Consider the following 25,113-nt stretch of genomic DNA (forward strand, 5'->3'; position numbering starts at 1 on the left):
GGCCCGGATCCTGAGCGTAAGCACAGTTATCCTCCTCTTTAAAACGATGTCCGGACATAAAAACAGGTAACGTACTGCCCACTGAAAATGACAACGCTACGCAAAATCTGCAGCAGTTCACCCCTGCTCTTTTCTCAGAATTCACGTAGCGCGATCTCAAGCTGAACTGCGGATAAATTGAACAGATATGGATGGATTGATCACCTCACACGCCCTGCTCCCGCTTTCTCAGTCGGATGATGACCTTGCGCAACGCCTGCGCGAGTTCGTTCAGGATAAAGATGCGTTTGCGCCCAATACCTGGCGACAGTTGATGAGCGTGATGCGCGTCTGCCACCGCTGGGCTTTGGCTAACGATCGCGTGCTGCTGCCGATGTCGCCTGAAGATCTGCGCGATTACCTGAGCTATTTGCAGTCTATCGGGCGCGCCTCATCGACCATCGGCACGCATCAGTCGCTGATTACGATGTTACACCGTAACGCCGGACTGGTGCCGCCATCGACCTCGCCGCTGGTGTCGCGTGCGGTAAAAAAGATCAATCGCGTGGCGGTGGTATCCGGCGAGCGTACCGGTCAGGCGGTTCCGTTCCGGTTAAGCGATCTGCAACAGGTCGAGGCGGCCTGGGCAGAAAACCAGAGCCTACGGAATCTGCGCGATCTCGCCTTTCTGCATGTGGCCTACAGCACCCTGATGCGTATCAGCGAGGTGGCGCGCTTTCGCGTCGGTGACGTGATGCGCGCGGAAGATGGGCGCATCATTCTCGAAGGCTCCTGGACCAAAACCATTCTCGATACCGGCAGCCTGGTGAAAGCGCTGGGATCGAAGTCATCAGCGGTGCTGACAAAGTGGATTGTGGCATCGGGACTGATTAATGAACCCGATGCCTTTCTCTTTGCGCCGGTGCACCGTTCGGGCAAAGTGATGGTCGTGACCGACGAACCCATGAGTACGCCCGCGCTGAAAAGTATTTTCACCCGTGCGTGGGAGGCTGCCGGGCATACCACCACCATGAAGCCGAACAAAAATCGCTATCGACGCTGGAGCGGTCACAGCGCGCGCGTGGGCGCGGCGCAGGACCTGGCGCGCAAAGGCTATTCTGTGCCGCAAATCATGCAGGAAGGGACCTGGAAAAAACCAGAAACCCTGATGCGCTATATCCGTTATGTGGAAGCGCACAAAGGCGCAATGGTCGATCTGATGGAAAACAGTGAGGAGTAAGCCGCCAAGTTATCCACAGAAAAAGTGGACAGCCTGTGTGAAACTCCGGGAAAAGATGCGGCGAACTGCGCAGTATGGCAGGAAACAGGAGCGTTTTAGCGACAGATTAACGCGCAAATACATCAGGTTATCCACGCGTTGTTTAGCTATGCGTTAATGTCATATCTGGAAGTGTGAAACCAGTGGACTTCGACCATTTTTTTTCAGGATGGTTCAGCTTAATTCGCTTATCCGGCCTCTGACTTAACATCAGGCTTCCCTGTAGCGCAGCGCATTAATCACTTCCGTCAGCGCCGGCATCATTTGACGGCGGCTGGCGTAGTAAAGATGGTATCCCGGAAAAAGCGGCCACCACGCCTGCAGAACCGGCACTAATTCCCCCCTTTCGATATGCTGTTGCGCCAGATCCAGCGGAACATAAGCGAGCCCCAGCCCATCCAGCGCCGCCTGCAGCATCAGCCCGGTGGTGTTAAAAACGGTTTGTCCCTGCACGCGCACCGATAACGCTTTGCCCGCTTTTTCAAAGTCCCAGGCATAGATCCCGCCGCGCGTCGGCAGCCGCAGGTTGATGCACTGATGCGTTGTCAGCTCAGCTGGCGTTCCCGGCACCGTTTTATCCTGCAGATAATCTGGCGAGGCGACGACTGCCATATAAAAGTCGGGGCCGATCCGGACGGCGATCATATCCTTATCGACCACATTGCCGATTCGCACTCCGGCATCAAACTGCTGCGCCACGATATCGGTCAGCGCATAGTCCACGCTTAATTCGATCTGAATCTCAGGATAGCGCTTCAGCAGCGGCCGCAGGCGCGGCCAGAGCGCGGACTCGATGGCGTGATCGTGCGCGGTGATGCGCACGGTGCCCGCGGGTTTTTCACCCAGCGCGCGCAGCGAGGCGAGTTCGCTGTCGAGCGCGAGCAGCATCGGCAGCAGCGTGTTATAGAGCCGCGCGCCGGCTTCGGTAAGGGAGACGCTGCGCGTGGTGCGCGTCAGCAGTCTGACGCCCAGGCGCGCCTCCAGCGCCGTAATCGCATGGCTCAATCCAGAGCGCGACATGCCGAGCTGCGCGGCTGCTCGGGTGAAGTTTTTCTCACGCGCCACAAGATGGAAGGCGCGCAGGTCGTTGAGATTTTCAGGCATCATTGTTGAATATTTTGCACATACGCATTCACATTTGACCATCTTATCAAACAATCTCGCTGAGCCTACACTGAACTCACTATCCACCAGCGGGGCCAGCGCCTGACGTTGCTCCCCTATACTGAGAACCGGAGCCGTATGAAGACCATTGCCGCTGCTGCGATGTCCCTCGCGCTGGCCTGTTCAGCTGCTTACTCAACGGAGAAGACACCTGTGATTACCATTATGCAAAGTGGAGAAAAACCCTCGGTTCAGGGATCGCCAGACTATTTCACCGGCACGGTGCGCATTGACTCGCCGTTTCAGGGAAGCGATCCGGCACGCGTGGGCGGCGCGACCGTGACGTTTGAGCCTGCCGCCCGCACGGCGTGGCATACCCATCCCCTCGGCCAGACGCTGATCGTCACCGCAGGGCTCGGCCTCGTTCAGGAATGGGGCGGCCCGGCGCGCGAAATCAGGCCTGGCGATATCGTCTGGATCCCGGCGGGCGTGAAGCACTGGCATGGCGCCGCGCCGCAGAACAGCATGTCGCATATCGCCATTGCCGAAGCGCAGGAAGGCAAAGTGGTTGACTGGATGGAGCATGTCAGCGACGAGCAGTATGCGTCCCGTGATAAATCGTGATGGCATAACGATTCGGCGGCGCGTGGTGAGCCTGCTGGCGCTCTGCGCCGCGCTGGTTTGCTCCGGCAGCGTCGCCGAAGAAGTCTTCAGTCCCGCTTCTTCGATAAGGAACAGAACCATGCTGACCCAGCAGCAATATCCTCTTACCGCGCCGCAAAAGCAGACGGCGGCGATTGCCGCCAGCGCTGCGACGGGCGACATACCTGCACTGAACGCTGCGCTGCAGCAGGGGCTGGACGCCGGTCTCACCATCAGCGACTGTCGTGAGATGCTGGTCCAGCTTTACGCCTATGCCGGTTTTCCCCGTAGCCTGAATGCGCTGGCTGAGCTGATGAAAGTCGTTGATGCGCGTCGTGAGCAGGGCATTAACGATGCGGAAGGCAGCCCGCCAGGGCCGCTGCCGACGCCTGAAGAGATGCTGGCGGCCGGCACGCAGAACCAGACCACGCTCGCTGGCGGCCCGGTTAAAGGCGCGCTTTTCGATTTCGCACCCGCTATCGATCGTTACCTGAAGGTCCATCTTTTCGGCGATATTTTCAGCCGTGACAACCTCGACTGGAAAAGCCGCGAGCTGGCGACCGTCGGCGCGCTGGCAGCCATGACCGGCGTGGAGTCCCAGCTCAAAGTGCACCTGAATATCAGCCGAAACGTCGGGCTGACGGACGCGCAGCTGGCCGAGCTGGTGCCGCTGTTTGAGAGCCGGGGCGAGCAAAGCACGGCGCAGCGGCTGCAGCGTGCGCTGGCGTCGGGAAGCGCGCAATAAGGGCATGCGCCTGCGGGTTCAGGTCGTAAACCAGCCGTCGGGATATTGTTCGCAGATAAATGCCACAAAGGCGCTGACTTTAGGGCTTTGCAGGCGGCGAGAGGTGTGCAGCACCCACAGCTCTGTTGTATTGCCAGCCTCTCCCCAGCGGATCAGCGCGCCCTTGTCCAGCAGGCTACTGACAATCGACTGCGGCAGCATCGCCGCGCCGCCGCCCGCCGCAACGGCGTCGCGCACGGCCAGCAGGGAAGAGAATTGCGCCACCGGCTGTGGGACGACGCAGCGTCGCTCGTTATCCAGCGACCAGATCTCGCCTTCCCGGTGCGTGGGCATCACCACCGCCGCGACCGGAAGCGGGCTGCCGCCGTCGCTGAACGGCATCTCAAACCCGGGAGCGGCGACCAGTATAAGCTTGTCTCTGGCAAAGCATCTGCCCACCAGCGTGCTGTCCGTGGGCGGATTAATGCGAATGGCCACGTCGAAGTGCTCCTCAACCAGATTGCTGAGCCTGTCCTCTGCGACGGACTCAATCCGGACGTCGGGATAACGCGCGCGGAATCGGGCCGCGATCTGGCCGAGCGCCACCTGTGAAAACAGCAGCGGCGCTGCAATACGCAGGCATCCTCTGGGGCGGGTCGCGCTCTCCTGCGTCATCACGACAGCTTCACTGATTTCGCGCAGGGCCCCGGCCGTTCTGGCCAGCAGAAGTTTGCCTGCCTCGGTAATCTCAAGCCGTCGGCTGCCGCGCTCAATCAGGCGAACGCCAAGCGCCTCTTCAAGATCGGCCAGCCGTCGCGACAGCGTCGCTTTCGACTTGCCGCTGGCGCGACTGGCGGCGCCGAGCCCGCCCGATGCGGCAATGAGATGAAAATCTGTTAAGGCGTTGAGGTCCATGGGTGTCTCATTTATGGAACACAGAGTCCCGAGAATAGCGTCTTACGCCATTAATCAAAACACCTTAGTCTCTGTTTACACCCACCTGACACCACGGAGTAAACATCATGACTATTCTTGTTACCGGCGCCACCGGCCGTGTCGGCCGCCATGTTGTCGCCCAGCTTATCAGCCGCGGCGCTGCTGTTCGCGTACTGACGCGCAATCCTGACGCTGCCAGCTTTGCGCCGGGCGTCGAGGTAGTCAAAGGCGAGCTGCTCGATCTCGACGCCCTGCGCGCCGCCTTCTCTGGCGTGAGCACGCTTTTTCTGCTGAACGCCGTCACGGCCAATGAGTTTACTCAGGCCATCATTACCCTGAACGTCGCCCGCGAATGCGGCGTTGAACGGATCGTCTACCTCTCGGTGTTCGAGGCGGATAAAGCGGTGAACGTTCCGCACTTCGCCGTGAAGTACGGCGCGGAGCAGATGCTCGCAACGATGGATTTTAGCGCCACCATCCTGCGGCCGACCTATTACATCGATAACGACGCGATGGTGAAAGAGGTCATCTTCAATCACGGCGTTTATCCGATGCCGATCGGCAACGTCGGGCTGGCGATGGCAGATGTGCGCGATATTGCCGAGGTGGCCGCTATCGAACTGATACGACGCGACCGGGCGCCCGGCAAACTGCCGGTCGACACCATCAACATCGTCGGGCCCGACACCCTTACCGGACCTCAGGCCGCGGCGATATGGGCTGAGACGCTCGGGCGACCGGTTAGCTACGGCGGCGACGATCCCGCCGCTTTTGAAGCGAGCATGGCGGGATTTATGCCGAAATGGATGGCCTATGAAATGCGTCTGATGGCCGAGCGTTACGTCAGCGACGGCATGATCCCGCAGGCTGGCGATCGCGAGCGGCTGGTGGCGCTTCTGGGCCGTCCGCTGCATGCGTACCGCGACTTCGCCGCGGCGCTGGCCGGCTGAAGGTCAATGGCCGTCGGGCGGAGAAGGATCGCCCGACGCGTCCTGCTTAGCGTCGTTAATCAGCCTGAGCAGGTGCGATACCGTTCTGGCCGTGCTGCTGCGTCGCCAGGCAAAGGCGATATCCGTGTAAAGCGTGTTGTTCTCGATCTCGCAAAACACAATCTGCGGATTATTGACGCAGCACATCGAGGCCGGCACCAGCGCGATGCCGCAGTTTTCGCGCCCACCATGCCGAGAGAGGAGGCAATCTGCGGCGCCTGCTGAAATCGCGCCGTGGAAAAGCCCGCGCGCAGGCAGGTGCTGACGATAAGTTCATACAGGCTTGGGGAGACGTCGCGCGGGAAGATAATCAGCGTTTCGTCCGCCAGCTGCGACAGCGCCACGCTTCGCTGATGGCCAAGCGCGTGGCCCGCGGGCAAAGCGACGAGCATTCTCTCGGTGGCGATCACCTTCAGATTGAAGGCCTTGCTGCTTTCGCACGGCAGGCGAATAAAGGCCGCGTCGAGCAGTCCTTCCTGTAAATCCTGCATCAGCAGCGCCATGTTCTCCTCCCGCGTGGTCAGGGTTATGGCGGGATAGCGCGCCTTGAAACGGCGGATCAAATCGAATACCGGCTGACCAAACGCCACCGAGCTGGCGAAGCCCAGCGACATCTGTCCGCTGATGCCGCGCGCCACGCCGCGCGCTTTTTCCAGCGCATTGTCGGCCTGCTGCACAATCTGTATCGCGTCAGGCAGAAACGCGCTGCCCGCCTCCGTCAGCTCAACCCCACGCGTTAAGCGCCTCAGCAGCGGCGTGCCGATCTCGTGTTCCAGACGCTGGATTTGCTGACTGAGCGGCGGCTGAGAAATGCCCAGCATTTCCGCTGCGCGGGTAAAGTGCAGCGTCTCGGCTACAGCAACGAAATAACGTAGATGCCGAAGTTCCATATCAAAAACGTCTCAAAGTTAACAGGTTTCGCTATTGGATTCTGCGAGCCAGCTGGCCCAACATGATATTAACACGGCTTAACTATGGGTTTGTGAGGCGCCATATGTGTAATATTGTATCTGATTGTTCATGTGAGGATCAGCTCAAGGAGACCCTTGGCAAACTTGCGGAAAAATCACCAGAAAAGGTTATCTATCAGACCTCGCTGATGAGCGCGCTGCTTAACGGGGTTTACGATGGATCGACCACGGTTTCCGATCTGTTGCGCAAAGGCGATTTTGGTCTGGGCACATTTAATCAGCTCGACGGCGAGCTGATCGCGTTTGACAGCGAGGTGTATCAGCTCCGCTCCGACGGCAGCGCCCGTCCCGCCCGGCCCGAGCAGAAAACGCCCTTTGCGGTGATGACGTTTTTCAAACCGGAATATCAGCACCGCTTCGCTGAAACCGCCACGCGTGACGCTGTGCACCGCGTTATCGACAGCAAAATCACCTCAGATAACCAGTTCTGCGCGCTGCGCATCAGCGGCCGCTTCCGTGCCGTACAGACGCGCACCGTGCCCTGCCAGTGCCGCCCCTATCGCACCATGCCTGAAGTGCTCGGCAATCAGCCCACCTTCGACTTTCGCGAGGCGGAGGGCGAACTGATTGGCTTCCGCACGCCGCAGTATATGCAGGGCATCAACGTCGCAGGCTACCACGAGCACTTTATTACCGGCGATCGCCAGGGCGGCGGCCACATCCTCGATTACGTGCTGGAGAGCGGCCAGCTGACGTTCGGCGCCATCAGCCAGCTGGTGATCGATCTGCCGCAGGACCGCGATTTTCTGCAGGCGGATCTGAACCCGCAGGATCTGGATGAAGCCATTCGGGCTGTCGAAAGCTAATAACTGAGGTGATGATGAAAACGCTAAAAACCAACGTGCTCTGGAACAGCGGCGCCGATCTCGTGGTGGCGCAGCTTGAAGCGCAGGGCGTCAACCATGTGTTCGGCATTCCCGGCGCCAAAATCGACAAGGTGTTCGATTCGCTGCTGGATTCCCCGATTCAGCTGATCCCGGTGCGGCATGAGGCGAATGCCGCCTTTATGGCGGCCGCGGTCGGCAGGCTGACCGGCAACGCTGGCGTGGCGCTGGTCACCTCGGGGCCGGGCTGCTCGAACCTCGTGACCGGCATGGCCACCGCCACCAGCGAAGGGGATCCGGTAGTGGCGATTGGCGGCGCGGTAAAGCGTTCTGACAGCGCCAAGCAGGTTCATCAGAGCATGGATACCGTGTCGATGTTTCGGCCGGTGACCAAGTTCGCCGTTGAGGTCACCGACGCCTCTGCGCTGGCCGAATGCGTCTCCAACGCCTTTCGCCATGCCGAGAACGGCCGCGGCGGCGGCGCCTTTATCAGCCTGCCGCAGGATATCGTCGATCAGCCGGTATCGGGCACGCCGCTGCAGCACAAAGGACGCGTCACGCTGGGCGCCGCGCCCGATTCGCTGGTGGAGGCGGTCAGCCGCGAAATCGCCCGGGCCAAAAATCCGGTGATCCTGCTGGGCCTGATGGCGAGCCAGCCAGAGAACAGCGAGGCGATCCATGAACTGCTGACCAGAAGCCGCATCCCGGTCACCAGCACCTATCAGGCCGCTGGCGCGGTGCGCCAGGAGCATTTTTCGCGCTTCGCGGGACGTATCGGCCTCTTTAACAACCAGGCGGGCGATCGCCTGCTGCAGCAGGCCGATCTGATTATCACCATCGGCTACAGCCCGGTTGAGTATGAGCCCGCGATGTGGAACAGCGGCAAAGCGATGCTGGTGCATATCGATGTGCTGCCGGCGGAGGCTGACAATCTCTACCTGCCCGACGCCGAGCTGGTGGGCGATATCGCGCAGACCGTGCGTAAAATCGCCGCGCGTATCGCCTCGCCGCTGCAGCTCAGCGAGGCCGCCGCCGCCATTCTGGAGGATCGTCGCCAGCAACGACAGCTGCTGGCGATGCAGGGCGCCAGCCTGGATCAGTTCGCGCTGCATCCGCTGCGCATCGTGCGCGCCATGCAGGACATCATCAACAGCGACGTCAGCCTGACGGTGGATATGGGCAGCTTTCACATCTGGATAGCCCGTTATCTTTACAGCTTCCGGGCGCGGCAAATCATGATTTCCAACGGGCAGCAGACGATGGGCGTGGCGCTGCCGTGGGCCATCGGCGCCTGGCTGGTGGATCCGTCGCGCAAAGTGGTGTCGGTCTCCGGCGACGGCGGATTTTTGCAGTCGAGCATGGAGCTGGAAACCGCCGTCAGGCTGAAGGCCAACATTCTGCACATTATCTGGGTCGACAACGCCTACAACATGGTCGCCATCCAGGAGGAGAAAAAGTATCAGCGCCTCTCCGGCGTCAACTTCGGCCCGGTTGATTTCAAAGCCTATGCCGAAGCCTTCGGCGCGGCCGGGTTTGCGGTGAACAGCGCGGCAGAGCTGGAGCCGACGCTGCGTAAAGCGATGGATGTGAACGGGCCGGCTGTGGTCGCCCTTCCCGTCGACTACAGCGACAACCCGCTGCTGATGGGACAGCTGCATCTCAGCCAGCTGCTCTGAGTTAACCTTAAAAGGATAGCGTGATGAAAAATAAAGTGGCTTTTGTTACCGGCGCTGGTCAGGGCATCGGCGCGGCGATTGCGTTACGTCTGGCTAAAGACGGCTTTGCCGTGGCGGTCGCCGATTATAATGCCGACACCGCGCAGCAGGTGGCGGAGACGATTACCCGCGCCGGCGGCCAGGCGGTTGCGCTGCAGGTTGATGTCGCCCGACGCGATCGCGTTTTTGAGGCGGTCGAGGAGGCGAGACGCGCGCTGGGCGGTTTCGACGTGATGGTGAATAACGCCGGCGTCGCGCCCTCTACGCCGATCGCCGAGATTACTGAAGAGGTTGTCGATAAGGTTTATAACGTCAACGTGAAGGGCGTTATCTGGGGTATGCAGGCGGCGATCCAGGCGTTCGCCGCAGAAAACCACGGCGGGAAAATTATCAACGCCTGCTCTCAGGCGGGCCACGTCGGCAATCCAGAGCTGGCGGTGTATAGCTCCAGCAAGTTCGCGGTGCGCGGGCTGACGCAAACGGCGGCTAAAGATCTGGCTGCGGCGGGCATCACGGTGAACGCGTTCTGTCCCGGCATTGTGAAAACGCCGATGTGGGAAGCGATCGACAAGCAGATATCGGATGCGGCGGGCGAGCCGGCGGGATATGGCACGCGGGAATTTGCTAAACGCATTACGCTGGGGAGATTGTCCGAGCCGGAAGATGTCGCCGCCTGCGTCTCTTTCCTGGCGGGGCCTGACTCCGACTATATGACCGGACAGTCCTTATTAATCGACGGCGGTATGGTGTTTAACTAACGTCGTCGGCTGACATCTGTAAGTTCTGAATGAGAGCAAATCGCTTTGCTCTCGATTCAGAACTTTTCAGCAGGGTTATTCAGGCAGCGCGTAGACCACGACCTGGTCGCCGACCTGGTCTTTCAGGATGGTGTTGCCGCCGGCGACAAAGGCGACATACTGGCGTCCTTTGTATTCATACACCGAGGGGTTTGCCACGGCTGGCGCTTCAACCTGATCGGACCAAAGCTCCTTACCGCTCGCCAGCGAGTAAGCGCGAACTTTCGCGTCCATCGAGGCGCCGATAAAGATGACGCCGCCTGCGGTGACCGCCGGGCCGCCGATAGTCGGCGATCCCCAGCTTTCCGGCATAAAGAAGCCGTACTGCTGAGAGGCGCCAACCGGACGTCGCCATTTCACGTCGCCGGTGTGCATATCCAGCGCCACGATCTCGCCAAACGGCGGCTGCCAGCACGGCATGCCGAGCCAGTTATTCGCCACGTTCAGACGCATCCCGTAAGGCGCGCCCTCCTGCGGCGCGAATCCGCTCTCATTGCCTGAGTCTTTATCCGCCTTATTGTACTCTTCACGGCTGTAGAGCTTGACGTACTGCACGATATGCGAGGTGTTCACCACCGCAATCTGATTCTGCGGATCGAAGGCGACGCCGCCCCACTGCACGCCGCCGGCGCTGTCAGGGTAGGTCAATGCCCCCTCGCCTTTGGTGGTTGGCGGGGTATACATGCCCTCGTAGGTCAGCTTATCCCAGAGACGCGAGCACTGTCCGGCGCCGACGATATCGGCCAGCTTCCAGATTTCCGGTTTTTTAGACTGATCGAGCAAGGGCGCCGGTTTGGTCGGAAACGGCTGAGTAGGCGAAAGCTTCTCGCCCTGAACGGAGCCGTCGCCCTGCGGAACCGGACGCTCCTCAATCGGCCAGACATCTTCGCCGGTCAGGCGATTCACGACGAACAGAAAACCCTGTTTAGTCGCCTGGATAAGCGCCGGGATCGGTTTGCCGTTGACCGTGATATCCATCAGCGTCGGCGCGGAGTTGATGTCGTAATCCCAGACGTCGTGATGCACCCACTGGCGCGACCAGACCACTTTGCCGGTGTTCACATCGAGCGCCGTGGTTGAGGTGCCGAGCGGAATGGCGTCGACGCGGTTGCCGCCCCAGTAGTTAGGCGAAGGCGAAGAGACCGGCAGATAGACCAACCCGTTCGCCTCGTCGGCGGACATATGGGTCCAGACGTTGGCGGTGCCGGTGCGCTTTCTGATGTCGGCTGGAATGGCGTCAAAGGTCCACTCGCGCTGACCGGTTTCGGCATTGATGGAGAAGACGGTGCCCGGAGGCGCTTCGGCATAGGCCCAGTCTTTACCGGCCCAGCCGACGATCAGATGGCTGCCGACCACGGTAGGCGGCTGCAGCAGCGACAGCGGGAATTTCGCATTCAGGGTGTTCCACTGATCGACGTTCAGCACCCCCTTATCGGCAAACTTTTCGCACGGTTTGCCGGAGTCGGCATCCAGCGCATAGAGTTTGCCGTCAACGGTGCCCATATAAACGATCTTCTGGCAGGCCTGCCCGGCGACCGGGTTTTTCGCCTGCCAGTAAGAGACGCCGCGGTTCTTCAGCACCGGCTGGGTCAGCGCTTCGCGCGGCGCTTTCGTGTCGTAATGCCATTTCTCTTTGCCGGTGCCGGGATCGAGCGCAATCAGCCGATCAAAAGGCGTGCCGATGTAAATCGTATCGTTGGCGAACACCGGCGTGGCCGACCAGACGGTGGCAGGCGTTTTGCCTTTGCCGTCGGAGACGTCGCCGGTATGAAACTCCCACACTTTTTCCAGCTTGCTGACGTTATCGGCCGTGATCTGCTTGAGAGGGCTGTACTTCTGGGCGTTAAGCTGGCCATGGAAGCTATCCCAGGTCGCTTTTTCCGGCACCAGCGGCGACGCCGTGCTGGCCGCGGACGCGACTTTTTTGCCATCCTGTCTGGAAGAGGCTTCTTTCGTGGTGTTCGTGGTGCCAGGCGACTGCTGATCGGCGGCATCCACATTAAGCTTTTCCTGCGTTCCCTGAGACGCTTCGGCGGCCTTATCCGCGGCCTGTAATGTGAGTGGCGTCATCAGCAGCGCGAGCGCCGTCATGCTGACTTTCATCAGCGGCTTTTGTTTATCGCTATACACGGGCATTTCCTCAGGCTCTGGCGGGGGGGGTGTGACGGGCGGGACGGCGGCCGAGCAGGATCAGACCCGCCAGACCGAGCACCATGGCGGCGGTAATGATCCCCTGATGGAGCAGCAAGGCGGCAAAGCCGATACCCACCAGCACAATCAGCGTCACGATGCCCCAGAAAATGCGCGCGCCGCGGCCTGAAGCGGCGCGCAGAATCAGCGTCAGCAAGGCCAGAACCACACTGGCGATCGCCACGCCGAGCGCGCCGATGGTGCCGGTGACGCCGGTTAACGGCGTCAGCCAGGCGTAGAGCGCCAGCGCGAAGCCGATCGCGGCCGCCAGCAGGAGCAGCAGCGTGCCGGCGCGTGAAGGTTGAGAAGGCAACATAGCAGCAAATTCCCTGTCAGGATAAATGGTAAAAATCAGAAGGTTAGTTATGACCGGATGCGCCGCCGCGCGCACGGCGAACCTGAACGCGGCTGAACATTCCAGTCAACGCGGTGAAGTATAGGTGAGAATGACTTATTCGTTTTTCTACAGGCGACGAATCCAGCTGCGCGCGCTCAAAATGCGCGCGCCCAACCATTATGACCTGAGCATAATTAATGTATTATGCGTGACTGACCTTTGCCGCTTGCGCTGATATCCCTCTTAACTATGCGAAAAACTCAATCAGGCGCTTCCGGCGTCGCCCTGTTAAAAACCTCTCTTGGCAAAAGCATGGCCGTGTTTTTGTTGCTCACCAGCCTCTTCGTTATCGCCATCAACGCCTGGTCGTTATGGAACTCCTGGCAGCAGACGGTGGGCGAAAAAAACGACGACGCCCGCAACCTGTCGGTCTCGCTGGCGAAGCAGGCGGAAGATGCGTTTCTGCAGGTGGATATCACCCTGGCGGATGCGGTGCGGCAGCTGCGGCAGCGGGGAAATGAGTACGCCGCGACGCCGGCGTTCCTGCACCAGCTAAAAGAGCAGCAGGGTAAACTTCCGCAGCTGCACGGATTGTTTATTTACGACACCGAGGGGCACTGGATCGCCTCCTCCGGCAATTTCGTACCGACCAACGCCAGCAATGCCGACCGCGACTATTTCATCTGGCATCGCACCCATAACGATACCAATTTGCTTATCAGTCGGGTTATACGCAGCCGCTCAACCGGCGATTTGGTGATCCCGGTTTCCGTTCGCCTGAACGACAGCCAGGGGAATTTTGCCGGCGTGGCGCTGGCCACCGTGCGGGTTGACTATTTCCGTCAGTATTACAGCTATTTCGCCCTGGGCAATAAAGACACCCTGGGGCTGATCCTGGCCGATTCCTCCGTCTTATATATTCGCCCGTTCCCTGACGCCTTTATCGGCCGGACGCTCGCCTCCAGCCCGCTGTTCAAAACCGAGCTTAAGTCCGCCTCGAGCGGCAATGCCACCTGGCGATCGACGCTGGACGGCGTGGTGCGCGTGTTTGGCTACACCCGGCTGGAGCGCTATCCGCTGATCGTGACGGCGGGCTACGACCGCGACAGCATTCGACGGGAATGGCTGTCCGGAAACCTGGTTAACCTGCTGCTGAACCTGGCTCTGCTCGCTGCCATTACCGGCATGGGGATCATGCTGCTTCGCCAGGTGGGCGCTAACGTCAGAAATCAGATTGAATTAACCTACGTGCGCGACGAGCTGACCAATATCAATCACACGCTGCAGTCGCTGGCGCTGGTCGACGGCTTAACCGGCCTGGCCAACCGAAGGCAGTTTGATGCGCTGCTCGAGCAGGGGTTACTTAGGTCGCTGAAAACCGGCGACCCGATCGCGCTGGTCATGATCGACATCGACTGTTTCAAACGCTTTAACGATACCTACGGGCATGTGGCCGGCGACGAGTGTCTGCAGGATGTCGCCCACGCGCTGAAAGAGAGCGTTCATTTTCACGGCGATGTGGTGGCGCGCTACGGCGGCGAAGAGTTCGCGATTATTATGCCGAACACCGATGAGTCTGAGGCGAAGATTGTGGCCGAGCGCGCCGTGAAAAATGTAATGGAGATGGGCATCGCCCATGAGAGTACGGAAGTCTCGCTCGGTATCGTGACCATCAGCGCCGGCTACAGTTCACTGGTTTCTGAAGGCAAACCGGGCGAGGCAGAGCAGCTGAAAAAAGAGGCCGACCGCGCGCTTTATAAGGCCAAGCGCAACGGCCGGAATCAGGCGAGCGGTCAGGTCTGACCGCCCGACCGCGTCCCCCATCCCTGGGGCGCGGCTTACAGCATGCCGTAGATCAGCGCCGACACGGTGAGCAGGCCGCCGACGATGACGATTACGGACATGCTGCCTCGCAGCGTCTGCAGCTCTTTTCGGCTGTACACCAGCCAGGCGGGGATCGCGAACAGGAAGATCGCGATCAGCGGCCCGCAGACGGTTTCAATCAGCGCAATCACGTCCGGGTTCCAGTAGGCCACCGCAAGGGACACCGCAAACATCAGCGTAAAGGCCACCGCTTTGGCTCGCTTGCGGCCAGATTGATCTTTCAGCCCGGCGGCGTCGCCGAGCAGGGTAGCGAAGGTTTCGGCGACCGGCAGACAAACCCCCAGAAACGATTTGGTCATCGCCACCATCGCGATAAAGGGGGCGAATAAAAAGAGCAGTTCAGCGCTGCCGTTGCCTTTCATCACCGAGAGCACGTTGAGGTTCTGCGCCTTTGCCGCGATAAACACCTCGCGCGGCATGCTCAGCACGCAGCTCAGCACGAAAAAGATGATGCTGAAAAAGATGGCGCAGTAAGCCAGACGGATCACGCGCACGGCTTTTTGCTCGCCGCCCTTCCCCTTCTCCTGATACCAGGAGGAGAGCGGCGACATCATCGGCGCGGAACAGAACGAGAAGGTGATAAGCGGAAGCGACAGCCAGAGCGCCTTCAGCGATTCGCCAGCAGGCGCGCCCGTGGTTTCGCGCAGCGCCTCCGTCAGGTTGGAGAGATGCCACGAGGGGATCTGCATCATGGCAATCAACAGCAGAGAGAGGGCAAAGGGGATCGCCAGCGTGCTCATGGTGCTGACCACGCGGTCGCGGCCTTTGCTTAACACAATAAACAGTAGCGATACCGCAATAAAGGCGAGCACGGCGCGATTCAACGCCGCGAAATGCAGGTGGGCGGTAACATAGTTGTCTAAGGCGTTGACCAGCGAGACGACGTACACCAGCGTGACGGGGAAATGGGCCACGCAGAAAAAGATCTTAATGCCCTGACGCCCTTTTGGGCCGAAAAATTTACCAAACAGCGGAAGCTCGGCGTTCTCCGCCTGATTGTCCCGCATAAAGATGCGGCAGATCAGCACGTGCGGTATCAGCGACAGCGGCAGGCCGAGCAGCAGCATCATAAAAAACACCAGTGGCCCGCGCGTTCCCACTTCCACCGGCAGAAATAGCGTACCGGCGCCCACCGTGGTGCCATATACCCCCATCATCCAGATGGTATCTTTCATCGACCAGGATGGCCTGTTTGCGACTGCCTTTTCCGTACTTGCTTGAATAGTCATTTTTACACTTTGAATTACTGGTTGTTCAGATGCCGGCGCGACAGGATTGATCACTCTTTGTCTGGTCAGACTGAACAGAGCGAAGGAGACCGGACATCCGCGCCAGACCAGACACATAACAAGGCGGCAGATTGTCGGGTAAAATGGCGGGCAGGCCAAATGATTTCGGTCAAAAAAGCCGGGACGTTTACTTTTGAGAAACGATTATTCGTCGCTATAGCGTGGTTCGGTTTCCCGCCTGGTCCTGCTCAAAAATTTTATGCTTCACCAGGCGGTCGCGCAGCCAGCGTTGCGCTTTGCCGGCGGGCGCCTGTTTAGACCAGAGCAGGTCAATGCCGACGATCCAGTCGGTATGGGGATACTCCTGCTGCCGTAGTTCGATCAAGGTGCCTGCGCGCAGTTCGCGCTCGACGAACTCGCGGGGAAGCGACGCCCATCCGAGACCGGCCAGCGCCGCCTCCAGCATCGCGCTGTAGCTTTCAACCCGCCACAGCATAGGGCTGTCGAGATATTCGGTGGTGGCGATTCTTTTCTCCTGAGAGCCAAAGGTGATATGCCGCCAGCTGTGCAAATCGGCAAAGGAGACGGGGATGCGCTGCGCCAGCGGATGCGCGGCGCTGACGACATGCACCATGACCACCTTCCCCAGCTGCGTGAACTCAATTTTCTCGCTCTCCACGGGATGAGAGAGCGCGATGCCGAGATCGACTTCGCCATTTTTCACCATCGCCTCCACGTCGCCGCGAAACGGCTCTTTGATATGGATATCGACTTCAGGAAAGGTCATAGAGAATTCATATAGCACGGGCGCAATCGTCACGTAGGGCAGCTCGATGGCGAGGCTGACATGGCTCTCAATCTGCTGGTTGAATGCCGTTACGCGCCGATCGAAAGCCTGACATCGTTCCAGAATAGTTTTGACGTACTCGCGCAGCACTTCGCCTTCCGGCGTCAGCCGCACCTGTCGCGGCGTGCGCTCAAACAGGCTGAGGTTGAGTTCAAGCTCCAGATTGCTCATCGCCATGTTCACTGAGGACTGGGATTTTTTCAGCTGACGCGCGGCGGAAGAGAATGAGCCCGATTTGGCTACCTGCTCAAACACCATAAGTTGTTCCAATGAATATTTCAAAACGCCCCCCGGCTTTCAATTTTCCTGAAAACAGCTCGCTTACTTGTATCACTTTTTTACTTATAGAGTGGGCTTCCTGCGGTTTATCAGTGCGACGAGAGGTGTTTATGGAAAGGGTAATAGCTGAAAAAAAAGCTGAAGGCTCGCTCAGCGCCAGGCGCATCGCCTCGCTGGGCTTACAGCATGTTCTGGTGATGTACGCGGGGACGGTGACGGTGCCGCTGATCCTCGCGTCGGTGATGGGCCTGACCGGGGCGGAGACGGTGACGCTGGTGAACGCCTGCCTGCTGACCTCCGGGCTCGCCACGCTGCTGCAGTCGGTGGGCGTCGGGCGCTTTGGCGGACGGATGCCGTTAATCCAGGGATGCTCCTTTATCGTTCTGGCGCCGATGGCGATGATTGGCCAGCAGTATGGCATCACCACGGTGTTCGGATCCGCCATCGCCTGCGGCCTGTTCACCGTGGTCGTCGCGCCGCTTTTTAGCCGCTTGATCCGCTTTTTTCCGCCGGTGGTGATTGGTTGCGTTATCACCATTATTGGCATCTCGCTGATGCCCGCCGCGGCAATCTGGATTGGCGGCGGCAACCCGGACGCGCCCGACTTCGCCAGCCCGTCCAACCTGCTGCTGGGACTGGCCACGCTGGTCATCACGCTGTTTTTTTACTGCAAAACGCGAGGCGTCATCCGCAACTTCAGCATTCTGGCAGGCATGCTGGCGGGAACCCTTATTGCGCTGCTCGCAGGCCTGACCGATTTCTCCGCGGTTGGTCACGCCGCGTGGATCGGCATCAGCATGCCCTTCTCTTTTGGCCTGCCGGTGTTTTCTCCGGTACCTGTTTTGGTCTCCTGCCTGGCGATGATCATCGTGATGACAGAGACAACCGGCAACGTCCTGCTGATCGACAAGCTGATGGGACGCCCGACGACGCCGCAGCGCCTTGCCGATACCATCCGCGCCGATGGTCTCTCCACCATGGTCGGCGGCTGTCTCAACAGCTTTCCTTACAACGCTTTTTCGCAAAATGCCGGGCTGATTATGCTGACGCGTATCACCAGCCGCTCGGTGCTGGCGGCGGCCGGGTTGATACTGGTGTTACTCGGCCTGTTTCCTAAGCTGGGCGCGCTGGTGTCGGCGATCCCGCGTCCGGTGCTGGGCGGCGCTGGCGTGTTGATGTTCGGCATGACGCTGGCCGCCGGCATTCAGCAGCTGAAAGCGGTCAGTTTTAAAAATGACAACAATATGCTGATTGTTGCCGTCTCGATAAGCGTTGGCGTCCTTCCCATGGCGTTTCCGGCGTTATTTACCTCGCTGCCTTCATCGCTAAGGCTGATTTTCGACAGCGGTATTTTTATGGGCGGTTTTACTGCCGTGGTGCTGAACAGCTTACTGAACGTTAAAAAAGAGGATGAAAATGCATAACGCCAGCGATATTAAATTTTTGCGGCTGTCGAACGAGGTTGCAAAGCGCGCTATCGCCCTGGGCAATCACCCGTTCGGCGCGGTGCTGGTGGCGCCTGATAATGAAACTGTCCTGTTGACCCAGTGTAATATCGACACCGTTAATCATGCCGAGTCGACTCTCGCCCGGATCGCGGCGAGTAATTTTACCCCTGACTACCTCTGGGGCTGTACGCTCTATACCGCCGTTGAGCCGTGCTGCATGTGCGCCGGCACGCTCTACTGGGCGAATATCGGTCGGGTGGTGTATGGCATGAGCGAAGCGCGCCTGCTGGCCTGCACCGGCAGCCATCATGAAAATCCAACGATGAGTCTGCCAGCCTCATCGGTATTTGCGCACGGGCAGAAAGATATTGTGCTGATCGGGCCGGTTCACGAGATAGAAGAGGAAACGCTGTCGCTGCAGCAGGCGTTCTGGCAGGCGAGATAATCCTTATCTGACCGGAAACCTGAGGGGATAACCGGGCAGGTGCGCCCTCCCGGTATAATCTTGTTGTTGAATAATAAAACGAAATGTTATTTGCCGGCTGACGCGTTCTCTGCAAATCTCTTTATAACTAAACAGGCAAATCCTATTTGTTAATTAATCATAACGTTATAAGAGAATACGCTAATGAGCATCTCCGCGCAGAACGGCCCTAATCTCTTCTGGTTTTTACCTACCCACGGCGATGGCCGTTATCTGGGAACGACGCAAGGCGGCAGAGCGGTCGATCTGCCCTATCTACAGCAGGTGGCGCTGGCAGCAGACAATCTGGGCTATTACGGCGTGCTGATCCCGACCGGCAAGAGCTGCGAGGATGCCTGGATCATCGCGTCGGCGCTGGCGCCTATTACCAAAAAACTGCGCTATCTGGTCGCCGTGCGGCCAGGCCTGCAGCCGCCGAGCCTGGCGGCGCGGATGGCCGCCACGCTGGATCGCCTGTCGGAAGGCCGCTTGTTGATCAACGTGGTGACCGGCGGCGATCCGGTGGAAAACAGAGGCGACGGCATCTTCCTGAGCCATGCTGAACGTTATCAGGTCACCAGAGAGTTTCTTGAGGTCTATTCCCGCCTGTTAAAAGGGGAAAAGGTGGATTATGCAGGCGAGCATATCCGCGTTGAAGGGGCAGAAATTACCTTCCCGCCGGCGCAGGAGAATGGCCCACCGCTCTACTTCGGCGGCTCCTCTGAAGAGGCGATCGATGTCGCGGCGACGCAGATCGACACCTATCTGACGTGGGGAGAGCCGGTCGAGCAGGTAGCGGAAAAGCTGGCGGTGGTGCGCCAGCGGGCGCAGGAAAAGGGGCGAACGCTCTCTTACGGCATCCGGCTGCACGTAATAGTGCGTGAGACGGAAGAGGAAGCCTGGGCGGCGGCAGACCGCCTGATTGCCCATCTTGATGATGAGACTATCGCCGCCGCGCAAAAAATCTTTGCGCGTATGGACTCGACCGGCCAGGCGCGCATGAGCGCGTTGCATGGCGGCTCGCGCGAGAGCCTGCGTATCGCGCCAAACCTGTGGGCCGGCGTCGGGCTGGCGCGCGGCGGCGCGGGCACCGCGCTGGTGGGCAACCCTCAGCAGGTAGCGGATCGCATTCGCGAATATCAGGCGTTAGGCATTGAAAACTTTATCCTGTCCGGCTATCCGCATCTGGAAGAGGCGCACCGTTTCGCCGAACTGGTGATGCCGCTGCTGCCGCTTGCCGCCAACGCGTCGAAAGCGCAGCGCGTTGTGAATACCGGGCCGTTTGGCGAAATCCTCGGCAGCGGCGAAAAGGGAAAAAGCTAACGCCGGCGAAAGTCTGACAGCGGCCAGCCCGCTGTCAGCGGTGGTTAAGCCGGCGCGACAGCCGGTCGCCGCACAGCTGCAACAGCGTCACCAGCGCCACCAGCACCACAATCACCGTCAGCATCACCTGCATATCGAAACGCTGATAGCCATAGCGATAGGCGAGATCGCCCAGTCCTCCGGCTCCGATCGCGCCGGCCATCGCGGAGGCGTTGATCATCGTTACCAGCGTAATGGTAAAGCCGCTAACGATGCCGGGCCGCGCTTCCGGCAGCAACACATGCCAGACAATATGCCAGCGATGAAAACCCATCGCCTGCGCCGCTTCGGTCAGCCCTTTATCGACTTCGCGCAGGCTGACCTCGGCGATACGGGCGAAAAAGGGCGTCGCCGCCAGGGTAAGCGGCACCACGGCCGCCCAGACGCCATAGGTCGTCCCGACCACCCAGCGGGTAAAGGGGATCAGAGCAACCATCAAAATCAGAAAGGGCACAGAGCGGAACAGATTGACTACCCAGCCCAGCACGCGGTTGAGCGTCGGGCTGGGAAAGAGAGCATCCCGCCCGCTGACGACCAGAATAACCGCCATCGGCAGCCCCAGCGCGAACGCCAGCAGGGACGACACGCCGACCATCAGCAGCGTGTCCAGCAATCCGCTCCACAGACGCTCAATAGTCAGTGACATAGCCTACTACCTCCAGTCGATCGGCCAGGTTCGCCAGCTGTCGCTCGGCAAACTGCGCCTCATGTTTTGCATCGAGCAGCAGCAGCAGCTGACCGATGGCCCGGTTTTGCACCCACTCGATCGTGCTGTAGACCACGGTTATCTCGCCGGGTGCCTGCGTGCTCAGGGCGCCAAGATCGGGATGCGCGCCCTGCCCGTTATAGCGCAGGCGCACCAGTGCCCGCGAACGGCTGTTTTGACGCCGCTCGCTAAGATGCGAGGCAATGTGTTCAGGTAGCGCCTGGTAGTCAGGATTAAGCAGCTGGCGCGTGGTTTCCTCGCGCGGCTCGCTATACACCTGCCAGACGGGGCCGCGCTCAATAATCTGTCCTTTGTCGATCACCGCGACGGTGTGGCAAAGGTCGTGCACCACATCCATCTCATGGGTGATCAGCACAATGGTGATGCGGCGCTGCTGATTGATCGTTTTCAGCAAGGCCAGAATGGCGCGCGTGGTTTCCGGATCCAGAGCCGACGTGGCCTCATCGCACAGCAGCAGTTCAGGATCGTGAACCAGCGCGCGGGCGATGCCGACGCGCTGCTTCTGGCCGCCGGAGAGCTGAGCGGGCCAGGCGTGCTGGCGCTCCTCCAGCCCAACCAGCGCCAGCAGCTCATCGACCTTGCGCGCCCGCGCGGCGGCAGGCACGCCGGCCACCTTCAGCGGCAGCTCGATGTTTTGCCGCACCGTCTTGGCGGAGAGTAGATTAAAGTGCTGAAAAATCATGCCGGTACGTCGCCGCCACGCGACCAGCTGCCGTGCGCTGAGCGCGCTGATGTCGGTGCCGTCTATCACCACGCGCCCGCCGGTGGGCGTTTCCAGCCGGTTGAGACAGCGGATCAGCGTGGACTTGCCGGCGCCGCTGCGGCCGATAATGCCGAAAATCTCGCCCTGCTGAATCGACAGGCTGACGTTATGCAGCGCATCCGCCTGCTGGCCAGGATAGCGCTTGCTGAGCGCGTCAATGGTCACGTGGATTTTGCCGCTGGCGCGCGGCGCGGCGGCGCGGGCGGTCGCCTCTGTTTCAGGCAGGATCAGGCTGACCATGGTTACTGACTCCAGCCCGGCTGGTAGAGTTTGCCGTAGAAGCTGTCGAGGCTGGCGCGCACCACCGGCGAGTGCTGATAGATATCGACAAATTTTGCCAGACGGGGATCGTCCTGGTGTCCCTGACGAATCACAAACTGAATCACATACTCGGGATGCTCCAGCCCGTCAAACAGCAGCGCTTTTTCAGGATCGATGGTTTTGGCCAGTCTCAGGTAGTGAGGATAGCCCTGCGCTAAATCGACCTCTTCCAGCGAGCGGGAAAGCTGCACCGCTTCGACCTCAATGATTTTTAACTTTTTGGGATTGGCAGTGATGTCATCGACGGTCGACTTCAGTCCGGCGCCCGGCTTCAGCGTAATTAAGCCTGCTTTCTGCAGCAGCAGGAGCCCGCGCGCGCCGTTGATCGGATCGTTAGCGATGGCGACGGTGCCGCCCTGCGGGATCTGGTCGATGGCGCTGTGTTTTTTAGAATACAGCCCGATGTTGTTGATAATGGCGGGCGCGTAGGGCACCAGGTGGAAGCCGCCTGACTGGTTGGCATTTTCCAGAAAAGGCTTGTGCTGGAACAGGTTGACGTCGATGTCGCCGTTTTCCACGCTGACGTTAGGCGCGGTCCAGTCGGTAAATTCCACCAGCTCAACCGCCAGTCCCTGTTTTTTCGCTTCGGCGACGGCGGTTTCCAGCGGCGGCGCAAATGCCGCCGTGGTGCCGACTTTGAGCGGGCCGGAATAGTCGGCGGCGGTCGAGGCCGCGCAGAGCGTCAGTAGCGCGCCGCCCAGCACGGCGCGTATGTGGCTGGAGAGTTTCATGATGATTCCTTGAGGTTAACGATATTGATGCCGTTGAGAGGGATGACGCCAGCGCGCTGCGGGATGGCGGTCAGGCAGGCGATCCTGCTGAAAAATTTTGTTGCGCAGCGAACCGGGCTGATAAGCCGTTTTATAGCGGCCGCGCTGCTGCAACTCCGGCACCACCAGATCGATGAAATCACGGTAGCTTTGCGGATTAAGAATGCGCGTTAAATTGAAGCCGTCGATATCGCCTTCATCCATCCAGTGGATCAGGGCATCCGCCACCTGCGACGGATTGCCGATAACCAGCGGATAGCGGCTTCCCATCGCGTGCTGCTCGAGCAGCCGACGCCGCGTCCAGCCGCTGTAGGCTTTACTTACCGACTCGATGGCGCGCGTTTCGCCGGTTTCGATCGGCTCGTCTAAATCGAATGCGGCGAGGTCGACGCCAATTGAGCTGGAAAAATGGGCGATGCCCGCTTCCGGGCTGGCGTATTTCAGATAGCTGCGGTATTTCTCCTGCGCTTCCCGTTCGCTCGGCGCCACGATAACCCCGACGCCCATAAAAATACGCAGATCGTCGGCGAGACGACCCGCCTCGACGGCGGCCTGACGCAGGCGCAGCGTCTGCTGGCGCATCGCCGCGGGCGTACTGGCGTTAACGAAGGTGCATTCGGCATGGCGCGCGGCAAAGCGCAGGCCGCGCGCGGAAGAGCCGGCCTGAAACAGCAGCGGCGTTCTCTGCGGCGAAGGGCTGCTCAGGTGATAACCCTGTACCTGATAAAATTCGCCCTGATGTTCAATCGCATGAATTTTGCTGGCGTCGGCGTAGAGTCGCCGCTGTCGATCGACCACCAGCGCATCATCCTGCCAGCTCCCTTCCCAGAGCTGATAGCTGACGTCGAGAAACTCATCGGCCTGATCGTAGCGTCGGTCATGGGCCAGCAGCTGCTTATCGCCCATCGCGCGGGCGGCGCTGTCCAGGTAGCCGGTGACGATATTCCAGCCGATGCGCCCCTGCGTCAGATGATCCAGCGTCGACAGGCGACGGGCGAATGCGAAAGGCGCCTCGTAGCTGAGATTGGCGGTGACGCTAAAGCCAAGGTGCTGGGTAACGCCCGCCATCGCCGATACCAGCATCAAGGGATCGTTAACCGGCAGCTGAATGGACTCGCGCGCGGTGAGTTCAATGCCCTGCTGATAGACATCGTAGACGCCGAGAATATCGGCGATAAAAATGCCGTCAAACAGGCCGCGCTCCAGCAGTCGCGCTAAGTCGGTCCAGTAGTTCAGCGAATTGAAGTCTACAGAGCGATCCTCGGGATGCGTCCACATGCCGTGATGAATATGGCCAACGCAGTTCATATTGAAGGCGTTAAGCAGGATCTGTTTTTGACTCATATCGTGCCTCTGCGCGGCGGCAAAACGCCATTCAGAAGGTAATTCCCGATAGCGGGATATTTCCAGCGCACGGGATCGTGCAGCGTATGGGTCCGGGCGTTACGCCAGTGGCGATCGAGATTATGCTCACGCAGGCTGGCGCGCGTGCCCGAGAGTTCAAACAGCAGATTGCTCGCTTCCAGCGCGATCTCGGTGGTCCAGGCGCGGGCTTTCGCCACCGCAATCGACGCCTGCGCGACGCTCTCTGCGCTGGGGCGCTGCTGAGCGCTGTCTACCGCGTCGCCGGCCAGCTGCAGCAGCGCCTCTCCCGCCGCAAGCCGCGCCGCCATGCGGCCCGTGCGGTCAAGGGTTAGCGGATCGTCGCTGGCGCGCTCGACGCCGCTGTCTGGCCAGGGACGGGCGCGCTCGCGCAGGAAATCGAGCATGTCGTTAAAGGCGGCGCGCGCAATGCCCTGGTCGATGGCGGCGTGCAGGATCTGCGCAAACGGCCCTACCGTAGTGGGCCGCTCGAAAGCGGTCTGAAACGGCACGCGGTCACTGGCGTCGACCCGAACATCGTTGAACGTTACGCTGCCGCTGCCGGTGGTGCGCTGGCCAAAACCGCTCCAGTCATCAGTCACCGTTACGCCGGGCTGATGACGGGGAACAAACAGCAACTCTTCTTTGCCCTCTTCGTTGCGCGCCGCCGTAGGTATGCGATCGGCAAAGAGCGCGCCGGTGGCGTAAAACTTGGTGCCGTTCAGATAGCCATCCTGAATCGCCGTACTGCGCTGGTGCGCCGCGCGGGAGCTAAATTCAGCCAGCGCGTTGCCCAGATGCACGCCGGCCAGCACTTCGCCATAGAGGCGTCGCTTTTGTGCGTCGCTGCCGTTCACGCGCAGGACCTCAAGTGCGTAAAAATGGTTTTGCGGCACCTGGCCAATCGCGGCATCCGCCTCGCTGAGCGTGGCGACGATCGCCGCCAGCGTCGCGGTGGAAACGGCAATGCCGCCGTACTCCCGCGGCACGGTAACGGCGCCTAAACCAGACTGAAAGAGCTGCTGTAGCTCGCTGTGTGGCAAGCGGCGCTGACGATCGCGATCTGCCGCGCCGGTACGAAACTGCTGCGCCAGCTGGCGGGCGACAGTCAGCGCCTGCGGTTCGCTGTCAATGCGCGCGGCAGGCTGTTTGGGATGAACCTGAGTCATTC

The 25,113-nt window shown here is 60.0% G+C and carries 22 protein-coding genes and 1 pseudogene; 11 read left to right on the forward strand and 12 right to left on the reverse strand.

All coding sequences use genetic code 11. The features are described 5' to 3' along the window. Window positions 1-187: 187 nt before the first annotated feature. Window positions 188-1,219: a tyrosine-type recombinase/integrase gene (locus tag AC6I7Z_RS22650; protein WP_497816047.1), complete on the forward strand. Its 1,032-nt coding sequence runs from the start codon at window positions 188-190 to the stop codon at window positions 1,217-1,219. A gap of 249 nt (window positions 1,220-1,468) precedes the next feature. On the opposite strand, the gene AC6I7Z_RS22655 is transcribed toward AC6I7Z_RS22650, so the two are convergent. Continuing rightward, window positions 1,469-2,365: a LysR family transcriptional regulator gene (locus tag AC6I7Z_RS22655; RefSeq protein ID WP_497816048.1), complete on the reverse strand. Its 897-nt coding sequence runs from the start codon at window positions 2,363-2,365 to the stop codon at window positions 1,469-1,471. A 135-nt stretch (window positions 2,366-2,500) separates the two neighbouring features. On the opposite strand from AC6I7Z_RS22655, the gene AC6I7Z_RS22660 reads away from it, so the two are divergent. Next, window positions 2,501-2,986, forward strand: a complete 486-nt coding sequence (locus AC6I7Z_RS22660) for a (R)-mandelonitrile lyase (protein ID WP_497816049.1) — start codon at window positions 2,501-2,503, stop codon at window positions 2,984-2,986. Next, entirely contained in the window at window positions 2,964-3,749 is a 786-nt protein-coding gene (locus tag AC6I7Z_RS22665) for a carboxymuconolactone decarboxylase family protein (RefSeq protein WP_497816050.1), read from the forward strand. Before AC6I7Z_RS22660 ends, AC6I7Z_RS22665 begins: the two co-directional genes overlap by 23 nt. An 18-nt stretch (window positions 3,750-3,767) precedes the next feature. Here the strand turns inward: AC6I7Z_RS22665 and AC6I7Z_RS22670 are convergent, their stop codons facing one another. Next, window positions 3,768-4,643, reverse strand: a complete 876-nt coding sequence (locus AC6I7Z_RS22670; protein ID WP_497816051.1) for a LysR family transcriptional regulator — start codon at window positions 4,641-4,643, stop codon at window positions 3,768-3,770. A gap of 107 nt (window positions 4,644-4,750) precedes the next feature. Here AC6I7Z_RS22670 and AC6I7Z_RS22675 point away from each other — a divergent pair, with 107 nt between their 5' ends. Further along, window positions 4,751-5,614 carry an SDR family oxidoreductase gene (locus tag AC6I7Z_RS22675; protein ID WP_497816052.1) on the forward strand — a complete coding sequence of 288 codons (864 nt, stop codon included), beginning with the start codon at window positions 4,751-4,753 and terminating at the stop codon, window positions 5,612-5,614. A 3-nt stretch (window positions 5,615-5,617) separates the two neighbouring features. Here the strand turns inward: AC6I7Z_RS22675 and AC6I7Z_RS22680 are convergent. Beyond that, window positions 5,618-6,543: pseudogene (locus tag AC6I7Z_RS22680) on the reverse strand (LysR family transcriptional regulator). Between the two features lie 104 nt (window positions 6,544-6,647). Here AC6I7Z_RS22680 and budA point away from each other — a divergent pair. The 3 genes from budA to AC6I7Z_RS22695 are packed head-to-tail and all read left to right on the forward strand — an operon-like array spanning window position 6,648 to window position 9,921. Next, a complete protein-coding gene (gene budA, locus AC6I7Z_RS22685) occupies window positions 6,648-7,430 on the forward strand; it encodes an acetolactate decarboxylase (RefSeq protein ID WP_497816053.1) in 783 nt (260 codons plus the stop codon). Between the two features lie 14 nt (window positions 7,431-7,444). Further along, a complete protein-coding gene (alsS, locus tag AC6I7Z_RS22690; protein WP_497816054.1) occupies window positions 7,445-9,124 on the forward strand; it encodes an acetolactate synthase AlsS in 1,680 nt (559 codons plus the stop codon). 23 nt (window positions 9,125-9,147) lie between these two features. Beyond that, a complete protein-coding gene (locus AC6I7Z_RS22695) occupies window positions 9,148-9,921 on the forward strand; it encodes a (S)-acetoin forming diacetyl reductase (RefSeq protein WP_497816055.1) in 774 nt (257 codons plus the stop codon). A gap of 75 nt (window positions 9,922-9,996) precedes the next feature. On the opposite strand, the gene AC6I7Z_RS22700 is transcribed toward AC6I7Z_RS22695, so the two are convergent. Next, on the reverse strand, window positions 9,997-12,096 hold the full coding sequence (locus AC6I7Z_RS22700; protein ID WP_497816056.1) for a pyrroloquinoline quinone-dependent dehydrogenase: 2,100 nt from the start codon (window positions 12,094-12,096) through the stop codon (window positions 9,997-9,999). A gap of 4 nt (window positions 12,097-12,100) precedes the next feature. Further along, entirely contained in the window at window positions 12,101-12,466 is a 366-nt protein-coding gene (locus AC6I7Z_RS22705; RefSeq protein ID WP_497816057.1) for a hypothetical protein, read from the reverse strand. Between the two features lie 333 nt (window positions 12,467-12,799). Between AC6I7Z_RS22705 and AC6I7Z_RS22710 the strand changes: the two genes are divergently transcribed. Next, window positions 12,800-14,290 carry a sensor domain-containing diguanylate cyclase gene (locus AC6I7Z_RS22710; protein WP_497816058.1) on the forward strand — a complete coding sequence of 497 codons (1,491 nt, stop codon included), beginning with the start codon at window positions 12,800-12,802 and terminating at the stop codon, window positions 14,288-14,290. A 35-nt stretch (window positions 14,291-14,325) separates the two neighbouring features. Here the strand turns inward: AC6I7Z_RS22710 and AC6I7Z_RS22715 are convergent, their stop codons facing one another. After that, the gene (locus tag AC6I7Z_RS22715; protein ID WP_497816059.1) at window positions 14,326-15,600 is read right to left on the reverse strand and encodes an amino acid permease; all 1,275 of its coding nucleotides are present in this window, start codon (window positions 15,598-15,600) and stop codon (window positions 14,326-14,328) included. Window positions 15,601-15,814: 214 nt separating this feature from the next. Continuing rightward, window positions 15,815-16,729, reverse strand: a complete 915-nt coding sequence (locus AC6I7Z_RS22720; RefSeq protein ID WP_497816060.1) for a LysR family transcriptional regulator — start codon at window positions 16,727-16,729, stop codon at window positions 15,815-15,817. 107 nt (window positions 16,730-16,836) lie between these two features. Between AC6I7Z_RS22720 and AC6I7Z_RS22725 the strand changes: the two genes are divergently transcribed. The 3 genes from AC6I7Z_RS22725 (at window position 16,837) to ssuD (ending at window position 19,960) form a co-directional block, all read left to right on the forward strand. Beyond that, window positions 16,837-18,150, forward strand: coding sequence for a nucleobase:cation symporter-2 family protein (locus tag AC6I7Z_RS22725; protein ID WP_497816061.1), 1,314 nt, complete (start codon window positions 16,837-16,839; stop codon window positions 18,148-18,150). Continuing rightward, a complete protein-coding gene (locus tag AC6I7Z_RS22730) occupies window positions 18,143-18,619 on the forward strand; it encodes a nucleoside deaminase (protein WP_497816062.1) in 477 nt (158 codons plus the stop codon). The genes AC6I7Z_RS22725 and AC6I7Z_RS22730 overlap by 8 nt, the downstream gene beginning before the upstream one ends. A 183-nt stretch (window positions 18,620-18,802) precedes the next feature. Continuing rightward, window positions 18,803-19,960: an FMNH2-dependent alkanesulfonate monooxygenase gene (ssuD, locus tag AC6I7Z_RS22735; RefSeq protein WP_497816063.1), complete on the forward strand. Its 1,158-nt coding sequence runs from the start codon at window positions 18,803-18,805 to the stop codon at window positions 19,958-19,960. 34 nt (window positions 19,961-19,994) lie between these two features. On the opposite strand, the gene AC6I7Z_RS22740 is transcribed toward ssuD, so the two are convergent. Genes AC6I7Z_RS22740 through AC6I7Z_RS22760 form a run of 5 tightly spaced genes read right to left on the reverse strand, consistent with a single transcriptional unit; the run spans window position 19,995 to window position 25,111 of the window. Continuing rightward, window positions 19,995-20,645: a methionine ABC transporter permease gene (locus AC6I7Z_RS22740; RefSeq protein WP_497816064.1), complete on the reverse strand. Its 651-nt coding sequence runs from the start codon at window positions 20,643-20,645 to the stop codon at window positions 19,995-19,997. Next, a complete protein-coding gene (locus tag AC6I7Z_RS22745; protein ID WP_497816065.1) occupies window positions 20,629-21,729 on the reverse strand; it encodes a methionine ABC transporter ATP-binding protein in 1,101 nt (366 codons plus the stop codon). The genes AC6I7Z_RS22740 and AC6I7Z_RS22745 overlap by 17 nt, the downstream gene beginning before the upstream one ends. Before the next feature lie 2 nt (window positions 21,730-21,731). After that, window positions 21,732-22,541, reverse strand: coding sequence for a MetQ/NlpA family ABC transporter substrate-binding protein (locus AC6I7Z_RS22750; protein ID WP_497816066.1), 810 nt, complete (start codon window positions 22,539-22,541; stop codon window positions 21,732-21,734). A 15-nt stretch (window positions 22,542-22,556) separates the two neighbouring features. After that, on the reverse strand, window positions 22,557-23,924 hold the full coding sequence (locus AC6I7Z_RS22755) for an LLM class flavin-dependent oxidoreductase (protein ID WP_497816067.1): 1,368 nt from the start codon (window positions 23,922-23,924) through the stop codon (window positions 22,557-22,559). Beyond that, window positions 23,921-25,111, reverse strand: a complete 1,191-nt coding sequence (locus AC6I7Z_RS22760; RefSeq protein WP_497816068.1) for an SfnB family sulfur acquisition oxidoreductase — start codon at window positions 25,109-25,111, stop codon at window positions 23,921-23,923. The genes AC6I7Z_RS22755 and AC6I7Z_RS22760 overlap by 4 nt, the downstream gene beginning before the upstream one ends. Window positions 25,112-25,113: the final 2 nt, after the last annotated feature.

Source organism: Pantoea sp. X-Soil-MYKO-1289 (assembly GCF_059730625.1).